The sequence below is a fragment of the Oscillibacter sp. ER4 genome, from assembly GCF_000765235.1.
Lineage (GTDB): Bacteria > Bacillota > Clostridia > Oscillospirales > Oscillospiraceae > Hominicoprocola > Hominicoprocola fusiformis.
Map to the genome: position 1 here is coordinate 1 of NZ_JPJG01000096.1, position 8766 is coordinate 8766.

At 58.3% G+C, this 8766-nt stretch carries 7 protein-coding genes; 6 read left to right on the forward strand and 1 reads right to left on the reverse strand.

Annotated features, from left to right (window positions below; genetic code table 11):
* Positions 1 to 332 precede the first annotated feature (332 nt).
* From htpG to NI20_RS0112685, 6 genes are all read left to right on the forward strand, one after another.
* A complete protein-coding gene (htpG, locus tag NI20_RS0112670) occupies positions 333 to 2225 on the forward strand; it encodes a molecular chaperone HtpG (RefSeq protein ID WP_033121757.1) in 1893 nt (630 codons plus the stop codon).
* Positions 2226 to 2350: 125 nt separating this feature from the next.
* Positions 2351 to 3097, forward strand: a complete 747-nt coding sequence (locus NI20_RS0112675) for a ZIP family metal transporter (RefSeq protein ID WP_197055399.1) — start codon at positions 2351 to 2353, stop codon at positions 3095 to 3097.
* A 40-nt stretch (positions 3098 to 3137) separates the two neighbouring features.
* Positions 3138 to 3368 (forward strand): LysM domain-containing protein, encoded by a 231-nt coding sequence (locus NI20_RS15765; protein ID WP_052084700.1) that lies wholly within the window; start codon positions 3138 to 3140, stop codon positions 3366 to 3368.
* Complete coding sequence (locus NI20_RS13895; protein ID WP_052084701.1) at positions 3317 to 4324, forward strand: glycosyl hydrolase family 18 protein; 1008 nt, start codon at positions 3317 to 3319, stop codon at positions 4322 to 4324. The genes NI20_RS15765 and NI20_RS13895 overlap by 52 nt, the downstream gene beginning before the upstream one ends.
* Before the next feature lie 409 nt (positions 4325 to 4733).
* Positions 4734 to 4910: a hypothetical protein gene (locus tag NI20_RS15250; RefSeq protein WP_156108650.1), complete on the forward strand. Its 177-nt coding sequence runs from the start codon at positions 4734 to 4736 to the stop codon at positions 4908 to 4910.
* Between the two features lie 14 nt (positions 4911 to 4924).
* Positions 4925 to 5548, forward strand: coding sequence for a hypothetical protein (locus tag NI20_RS0112685; RefSeq protein WP_033121758.1), 624 nt, complete (start codon positions 4925 to 4927; stop codon positions 5546 to 5548).
* Between the two features lie 57 nt (positions 5549 to 5605).
* Here the strand turns inward: NI20_RS0112685 and NI20_RS0112690 are convergent, their stop codons facing one another.
* Complete coding sequence (locus NI20_RS0112690) at positions 5606 to 8743, reverse strand: S-layer homology domain-containing protein (RefSeq protein ID WP_081958510.1); 3138 nt, start codon at positions 8741 to 8743, stop codon at positions 5606 to 5608.
* Between the last annotated feature and the right edge of the window lie 23 nt (positions 8744 to 8766).

Genomic DNA, 8766 nt, shown 5'->3' on the forward strand with positions numbered 1-8766 from the left:
CTTTCACTTCGGAGACATCAGAGTTGTTCAAGCCTGAGACTGCCAATCCAAGGCCTTTCTCTGGGGGTTCCAAAGGGGGGATTCTCTTTTGCAAAAGAGAATCCCCCCTTTGATCCGTGCGGCGCCGTAGGCGCTGCTTCCCCCGCGGCACAAGTGCCGCGAAGCGCTTCGCACGGGTGCGAAACCAATAGTACCTTTTATATATAACAAAGGTAACCGTTTCGCTTTAGCACTTGCTGCCGACGAGTGCTAAAAATTAAGAGTTTAGTAACAAATATCAGGAATTTCCTGCTATACTTAGGTTCAAATACAATTCAGAGAGGGATGCTTTTATGGCTAAAAAACAGTTTAAAGCAGAATCGAAGCGTTTGCTCGATCTGATGATCAACTCGATTTACACGCACAAGGAGATCTTCCTGCGCGAGATCATTTCCAACGCCAGCGACGCTATCGACAAGCTCTGCTATGTTGCGCTGACGGACGACAAGGTCGGCATGAACCGCAGCGATTTTGCCATCACGGTGTCGGTCGACAAGGAGAACCGCACGTTGACGGTCTCGGATAACGGCATCGGCATGAGCCGCGAAGAGCTTGAAAACAACCTCGGCGTCATCGCGTCGTCTGGCTCCTACAAGTTCCGCCAGGAGACCGAGGAAAAGGACAAGAAGGACGCCGATATCGACATCATTGGCCAGTTCGGCGTGGGCTTCTACTCCGCGTTCATGGTCGCGGACAGTATCACCGTCCGCACGAAGAAATACGGCGAGGAGCAGGCCTATGAGTGGCAGTCCTCAGGCGCGGACGGCTACACGATCGCCGAGTGCGACAAGGAAGCCGTCGGCACCGACGTCATCATGCACATCAAGCCCGACACGGACGAGGAGAAGTACAGCGAGTACTTGGAGTCCTACCGTCTGCACGCGCTCGTGAAGAAGTACTCCGACTACATCCGCTACCCCATCCGCATGCTGCTGCCCGAGCAGAAGGTCAAAGAGGGCAGCGACCCGGAGAAGCCCGAGTACGAGACCGTCGAGGAGATGAAGACCGTCAACTCCATGGTGCCGCTCTGGCAGCGCAAGAAGAGCGACGTCACGGACGAAGAGTACAACAAGTTCTATTCCGAGCTGACGCATGAATTCGACAAGCCCCAGCGCACGATCACCGTCTCGGCCGAGGGCAGCGTGACCTATAAGGCACTGCTGTTCGTGCCGTCTTCGCGCCCGTTCAACTTCTACACGGAAGGATATGAAAAGGGATTACAGCTCTACAGCGCAGGCGTTCTCATCATGGACAAGTGCGACTCGCTGCTGCCTGACTATCTGCGCTTTGTGCGCGGCGTGGTCGATTCGCCGGATCTGAGCCTGAACATCTCCCGCGAGCTTTTACAGCACGACCGCCAGCTCAAGGTCATCGGCCAGAACCTCGAAAAGAAGGTCCGCGCCGACCTTGAAAAGTTCCTCAAGGATGACCGCGAGGGCTACGAGAAATTCTACGAAAACTTCGGCCGCCAGATCGGTTACGGCATCGTGAGCGACGGCGGCGAGAGCCGCAAGGATTCGCTCAAGGACCTGATGATGTTCTATTCCTCCACGCAGAAGAAGCTCACGACGCTCAAAGAGTACGTCGAGCGTATGAAGGAAGGCCAGAAGTGCATCTACTACGCTGCGGGCGAGAGCATCGCCGCCGTGGACAAGCTACCGCAGACCGAGCTTTTGAAGGACAAGGACTACGAGGTTCTGTACCTGACCGGCGAGACGGACGAGTTCGTTTTGCAGGCGCTGATGAACTACGACGAAAAGCCGTTCCGCTCCATCGTGGACGGCGACCTCGAGCTTGGCGGCGAGGATGAGCAAAAGGACGACAGCGAAAGCGCCGAGCTCATGCAGTTCGTCAAGGAGACGCTCGGCGACAAGATCAAGGAGGCCAAGGTCTCGCACCGCTTGAAGACCCATCCCGTCTGTCTGACGGCGGGCGAGGGCTTCAGCTTCGAGATGGAGAAGTACTTCAAGAACTTCCAGATGCCCGAGCCCATCAAGGCCGAGCGCATCCTCGAGCTGAATGTCGATCATCCGGCGGTCAAGGCGATGGCCGCCGCGCTGGCAACGGACCGCGACAAGGCGGCGCTGTATGCCAAAATCCTCTACGATCAGGCAAACCTCATCGCGGGGCTGCCGCTCGAAGATCCCAGCGCGTACACCGACATGGTCGCGCAGCTGATGCAGTAAGTCAATATTGCTCCAAAAGGGCGCGGAGAATTCTCCGCGCCCTTTTTCACGTTTTTCATTCCTGCCGCCTATACTGGCATACAGGCGCTTTTCCGCCTGACAAACCGTAAAGGCGATGAACGGATATGATTCGACCACTGATGCTGGCTCTGCTCGGCACGTCTTTCACGTTTCTGATGACGGCGCTGGGCGCCGCGACGGTGTTCTTTTTTGCCCGCAAGGTGTGCGAGCGCGCGCAGGGCGCGCTGCTGGGCTTTGCCGCGGGCGTGATGATGGCGGCGAGCGTGTGGAGCCTCATCCTGCCTGCCATCGAACAGACGGAGGCAGAGGGGCGTCTGCCGCCGTTTCTGCCCGCCGCGGCGGGCATTGTACTCGGCGCGCTGACGCTCTTCCTGCTCGACGAGCTCGTGCGGCGGCGCGGCGGGGGAGAGGTGCACAGCGATTTTTTGCTCCTCTCGGCCATCACGCTGCACAACATCCCCGAGGGCATGGCCGTCGGCCTCGCGTTCGCGCTCGCGGCGGACGGGGAGAGCCTTGCCGGCGCGTTCGCGCTGGCGCTAGGCATCGGCGTGCAGAACTTTCCCGAGGGCGCGGCGGTGGCGCTGCCGGTGTACCAATCGGGCAAGTCGAAACGGCGCGCTTTCTGGACCGGCGTGCTCTCCGGCGCGGTGGAGCCGCTGTTCGGCGCGCTCGTCGTGCTCGCGGCGGCGGGCGTGCACGCGCTGATGCCGTGGTTACTCAGCTTTGCCGCCGGGGCGATGCTCTACGTCGTGGCGGAGGAGCTGCTGCCGCGCGCGGGCGGACGGCGGGGGACGTGCGGCTTCCTCGTGGGCTTCCTTCTGATGATGATACTGGACGTCGCGCTGGGGTAAGCGCGAAAAATCCGGCATAGAATGGTGCGAGGGATCGACCATGCACATTCATGTTGTAAAGCGCGGCGACACGCTTTCTTCCATTGCCGCGATGCACGACGCCCTGCCCGCGTTCGTCGCGGCGGACAACGGCCTTGCGCTGAGTACGCCGCTTGTGATCGGCCAGGCGCTCGTCGTGCGGACGCCGAAGACACTGCACACCGTGCGCGCGAGGGCGACGTGCTTGCCATCGACTACGCAGACGAAGCGCCGCTCGGTACGCTCGGCGTGAACGCCTACGCCTACCCCTACATCGGCGGCGAGCTGCTCGACTCGGTCCTGCCGTACCTGACGTATCTGACGCCGTTCACCTACGGCATCACGCCCGCGGGAGTCCTTGCGCCGCTCGATGACGCGCGCCTGCTCGAACGTGCGGCGCGCTATGGCGCAAAATCGCTCATGCACCTCTCGACGCTGACGCCGGAGGGGAATTTTTCGAGCGAAAACGCCGCGTTGCTCCTGCAAAACGACAGCGCGCAGAGCGCGCTCCCTGCCGAGATTTTGCAGACGATGGCGAAAAAGGGATCCTACGGCCTCGACGTCGACTTCGAGTACGTCCCGCCGGAGCTGCGCGAGGACTACGCCGCGTTCGTCTGCCGTCTGCGCGAGGCGCTGAACGCGGAGGGAAAGCCCGCCGTCGCCGCGCTCGCGCCGAAGACGAGCGCGCAGCAGCGCGGACTGCTCTACGAGGCGCACGACTACGCGCTGCTATCAAAAGCCGCGAATGCCGTGTTCCTGATGACCTACGAATGGGGCTACACCTACGGCGAGCCGCAGGCCATCGCGCCGCTGCCGCAGGTGCGCGCGGTGCTCGATTACGCGCTCTCGGTCACGGCGGGGGAGAACATCTTCCTCGGCGCGCCGCTGTACGCCTACGACTGGCCGCTGCCCTACGAAAAAGGCCGGACGCGGGCCGAGACGTTCTCGTCGCAAGCGGCCGTCGCGCGGGCGCGGCTGGTGGGGGCGGAGATTGAGTTTGACGAAACCGCGCGCTCGCCCTGCTACCACTACTTCGACAAAATGCGGCGCGAACACGTCGTCTGGTTCGAGGACGCGCGCTCGCTGCGCGCGAAGATCGCCCTCGCGGCGGAAAAGGGCTTGCAGGGCATCGGCTTCTGGCAGGCGGGGCGGGAGCTCGCGCAGGCGTGGCCGCTGCTCGACGCGCTGGTGACGCTCGAAACCATCTAAAAAATGCAAAAAACCGCCCAACGGGCGGAAAAGATTGACAAAGCGTGTAAAATTTTGTAAAATTACATCAGGCGCTGCACAACGGCAGGCGGTTAGTCACGTACCCCGAAAGGGGGTGACGAAATGCGAATTACGTTTCATATCAAGCAGTTTACTGTGACGATTATCGTAAAAAGCAGAAACCGCCACTCCGGCAAGTGACGGTTTCTATGATTGAAACTACTTACGAACCGGACTAACCGCTTGTCGCAGCGCCCTTTTCTATCTCCATTATACCCCGCTTCCCCGCGTTGTCAAGGCGAAAATTTTTCCTCCGTTGCACCGGTTCGTCCCAAAAACCGCTTTACAGCTTTATAGCTGTAAACGGTCCGCGCAAATGCGCGGGCTGCACAAAATGAGGAGGAAAAACATGTACAACAACACCTATGAACGACCCCGGACCCAGATTGAAAAGTGCGAGCACTTAGCGCAGATGAAATTCGACAACCCGATCGAAAAGGCGCAGCGCGAGGCAGACGAGCGCAAATACCGCTTCTCGAGCATCGATGAGGCGTTTGGTGTGCTGTCCGTCATGCACGGACGCTGAAAGGGGGCGGGACGATGGATAAGACCGCAAACTACAACCTCCCGCAATGGGTCAAGGCGGATCAGATCAAGATGGACGACTTCAACGACGCGTTCGGCAAGATCGACGCGCAGATGAAGAAAAACGCCGACAAAGCAAACGCGGCGGCGAGCGCGGAGAGCGTGGGCACGCAGATCACGGCGGTGCAGGAACAAATCGTGGCGGTGGAGCAGGAGATCAAGCTGGTGTCGCTCGGAGAACCGCGCACGACGACGGCGGCGAACGGCAGCATCGTCTACGACCTGTCGGCGCTGAACATGGCCGACTACCGCGCGTTTCTGGTGTTTGCGACGGTGGACGCGGCGGGCTCGAGCGTAGGCGACAAGGGCAGGGTGGAACTGCTGTGCGACAGCAAGAGTATTGGACTGCTGGCCGATGCGATGGGCGGCCACGCGGCGACCGTCGCGTGGATTTTTCCGGCAAAATACGGCGTGGCGGCGGGCTACCACACGCCGACGCAGAACCGCAACGACAGCTTTGAGGGACTCAGCGGCTCGATTTTGAACGGCAGCGCAAACTGGAACGCCATGCAGAGCATGACCTTTAAGTTTACCGGCCTGAAAGGTTCGGGCTGCGTGCTGTATGGGTTGAAAAAGTAAAAAAGAGCAAAAAAAGAAGACCCCTTTCGGGGCCTTCTTTTTTTGACTAATCAGAGATTAGTGCTCAGCGACGACGACGTTGTAGTAAGCAACGGAACCGTCCTCAGCGTAGACAGCGATGGCAACATTGCCAACTTTGTCCAGAGTGACGTTGGTGTCGGTAATCTTGTTCTCGAGGCTGTTGTCGAAGACAACGAGATCCGGGTTAACATGAGTACCGTTGGCCTTGATGCAGCGCAGCAGGTCGTTGACCTTCACGGTAGCAGCGGAGGGAGCGATCACCTTGACGGTGCCGCGCACGCTGTTGGTGTGAGGCGTAACCTCAACGGAGAAGTTGGTGATGTCCGCGGGCAGAGGATCAACAGCGCGGATTTCCTTGCTGTTGCAAGCGGGCTCCGCAGCGATGGTCACAACAATGTCACCATCGACAACGGCGTTCTTGGCAGCCTTGGCGGTATAAACACGCTCGGAGCTGTGGGTCAGCTTCTCGTCCTTCTGAGCGAGCGTGTAATCCGCAGCAGCCACGCCGTTCATCTTAACGCCGGTAGCCTCGTTCCAAGCCTTGACGGTGACCTCAAGATCCTTGAGAGCATCGCCGAAGTACATGGTGTCAGCGGTGACAGAAGCGTTCTCCTTGTCGGAGACGGACACAGCAACCTTAAGGCTGATCTTGTGCAGGGCAACGATTTCTTCGTCCTTGGCGTCTCTCTGGACATAGACCCAGTTGCCAGCCTCCATAGAGGTCAGCTCGGACTTGTCGTCGGCCTTCTCCAGTTCAACAGCATAGGGACTGTTCTCGCCATCAGTGTTCTCGAAGTCACCGGTCCAGTAGAACTTCTGGAGCTCATCAGCGTTGACGAGTTCGTCCTCATACAGGCCGAGAACAGTGTTGTCCTTGAAGTCCTTCACCTCAGTGAGCTTGGTGGGCTCAACATACTGGAGAACCTGATCATTCTCGCCGAGGGTGTACAGCTTGTAGAGACCAGCCTTGCTGAGAGTGGTGAGGGACTGCGTGCTACCAACAACAGCGTTGGCATTGAGGACGAAGTTCTTGCTGTCGCTGGTGACAGAAACAGCGCTCTTTTCGTCCAGCTTGCCATCCTCGTTCAGAGCGTAAGCGCTGCCGAGAATGTACTTGGTGGTGTCATCGTCGACCTGCTTGGTCTCGATATCGTTGATATCGGTGACGAAGATGTAGCTGAAGGTCTTGTCAGCGCCGCGGACGTACACGACATCGGCACGACCGTTCTCACCGACAACATACTCAACATAGCCCCAGAAGCTGTTGGGCAGGGTGTCGAGCGTGTAAGCCTTGTAGGTGCCCTCGGGAGAAGCGGTGTACTGGAACAGGATCTCAGTGTCCTTATCCATGTAGACGTTCTTGTAACCGGTGGGGGTATTGATGACGTCCTTCTTTTCGTTGGCGTCATAGGTGCAGAGAAGCTTGGTGGTCTTGTCCTGAATCTTAGTCTCAACCTTCACGCCGGTATCGGTGAGCTCATACTCGCCATCCTTGTTGACGGTGTAGGTCATCAGGTCTTCATAGAACTCCTTGTTCTGCTTGGCTTCCTGATCAACGTTAGCAGTGACTTTGACACCCTCAACGCTCTTGACGGTGACCTTGGTGAGGACGGAAGCGTCGGAAACGTTGACGAGGTCAGCGTAAACGGTGACTTTGCCGTCGTCGTGGCCAGCCCAGATGCGGTCGATGACAACATAGTTGGCGTCAGCAGTGTAGTCGCCCACACCGATGATGTTGCCGTAGGTGTCATAGTAGAAGGTGTAGCTGTCCTTGAGATTGATCACAGCATCTTTGCCCTTGGCGAGCGGATTCATGGTAGCCATGACAGCAACCTTGACGTTGTTGTAAGCAACAGCGGTGACAGCCTTGATGTCAGAGGTTTCCTCGGACTTGCCCTTCAGGCCGGTCAGCTTAGCAACCTCGCCCTTGGCAGCTTCCATGGAAGCGATGTCGCCGTTATCATAGGTAACGAGGACGAAATCACCCTTCTTGAAGCCATCGGTCTCGAAGTTGTCGGTGATGACTTCGTTGGTGACATCGCCGGCATTGTTGGCCTTGGTGCCGTAAACGTCAACGTTGACGGAAGCCTCGACCTTGACGTGGTCGTTCTTGTCCTTGACTTCCTCGATCACCTTGGTGACCTTGGCGAGATAGGTGTTGATGTAGATAACGGTGTAATCGTCACCGTTCTCATAGACCTCGGTGAGCTGGCCCTGAGCGCCGGTCTCGGTCTTGGTGTCGTTGGCCTTGTAGGTTACAGCGGTGGTGCTCTTCACACCGTCGGTGTAAGAGAGGACAACCTTGGCTTCCTTCTTCTCGCTCAGATCCTTGCAGAGATCGCAAGCGGAAACCTTCTCGGTGTAAGTGGCAACGGGCTTGTCGTAGACGGTGGTGGACTTGTCGCCGCAGTTGTAGGTCCACTTGGTAGCCGGACGGCCATAGGTGCCGTTGGTGGCGTTGGGGGTCAGGTCGAAGTTCTTGTGACCGAGGGTCTCGTTGTCCTTGAAGAGCTTGCTGTCGTTCTTGGAGCCGCTGAAGCTCACGGTCTGATAGCCGAACGCGGCGGTGTAGGTGACCATGGGAGCCTTGGCGATGGCACGGAACAGCAGCTCGGCAACGAGCTCACGGGTGGCAGGAGCGTTGAGGTCAACGCCCTTGACGTTGGCGAGGACGCCAGCCTGCTCAGCGTACTTAGCGACGTTGAGAGCCCAGTCAGCGCCGGTGAACTCACCGTTCTTGTCGTAGCCGATGGCGCGCAGGATCATGGTGAGGACTTCGTAGCCCGTGACGTTGCCGGAGGGCTTGAAGGTGCCGTCGGGATAGCCCTTGACGAACTCAGCGTTGGCGCAGTAGCCGATGTAACCGGCAGCCCAGCCAGCGCCGGCCATGTCGCTGAACTTGTTGTAAGAAGCGTACAGGCCAGACTTGTCGTTCTTGGCGAGATCCTGAGTGTAGATACGATAGATGATCGTAGCCACCTCAGCGCGGGTGATCTTGTTCTCGGGCTTGAAGGAACCGTCCTCATAACCCTTGAAAACACCCATACCATCGAGGACGGCGACAGCTTCAGCGTAATTATCGTTGATCTTCTCGTCGGCCTTGAGGGCGTTGGCGCTGACGGCCAGAGACAGAGTCATGACCAGAGCCAGCACCATTGCGAGTAACTTTTTCATAGATGTTACTCTCCTTTCATAAA

What these genes read in the sequence shown, in the direction of transcription:
- htpG (WP_033121757.1), top strand. Translation starts at nt 333, where the DNA reads ATGGCTAAAAAACAGTTTAAAGCAGAATCGAAGCGTTTGCTCGATCTG.
- NI20_RS0112675 (WP_197055399.1), top strand. Translation starts at nt 2,351, where the DNA reads ATGATTCGACCACTGATGCTGGCTCTGCTCGGCACGTCTTTCACGTTT.
- NI20_RS15765 (WP_052084700.1), top strand. Translation starts at nt 3,138, where the DNA reads ATGCACATTCATGTTGTAAAGCGCGGCGACACGCTTTCTTCCATTGCC.
- NI20_RS15250 (WP_156108650.1), top strand. Translation starts at nt 4,734, where the DNA reads ATGTACAACAACACCTATGAACGACCCCGGACCCAGATTGAAAAGTGC.
- NI20_RS0112685 (WP_033121758.1), top strand. Translation starts at nt 4,925, where the DNA reads ATGGATAAGACCGCAAACTACAACCTCCCGCAATGGGTCAAGGCGGAT.
- NI20_RS0112690 (WP_081958510.1), bottom strand. Translation starts at nt 8,743, where the DNA reads ATGAAAAAGTTACTCGCAATGGTGCTGGCTCTGGTCATGACTCTGTCT.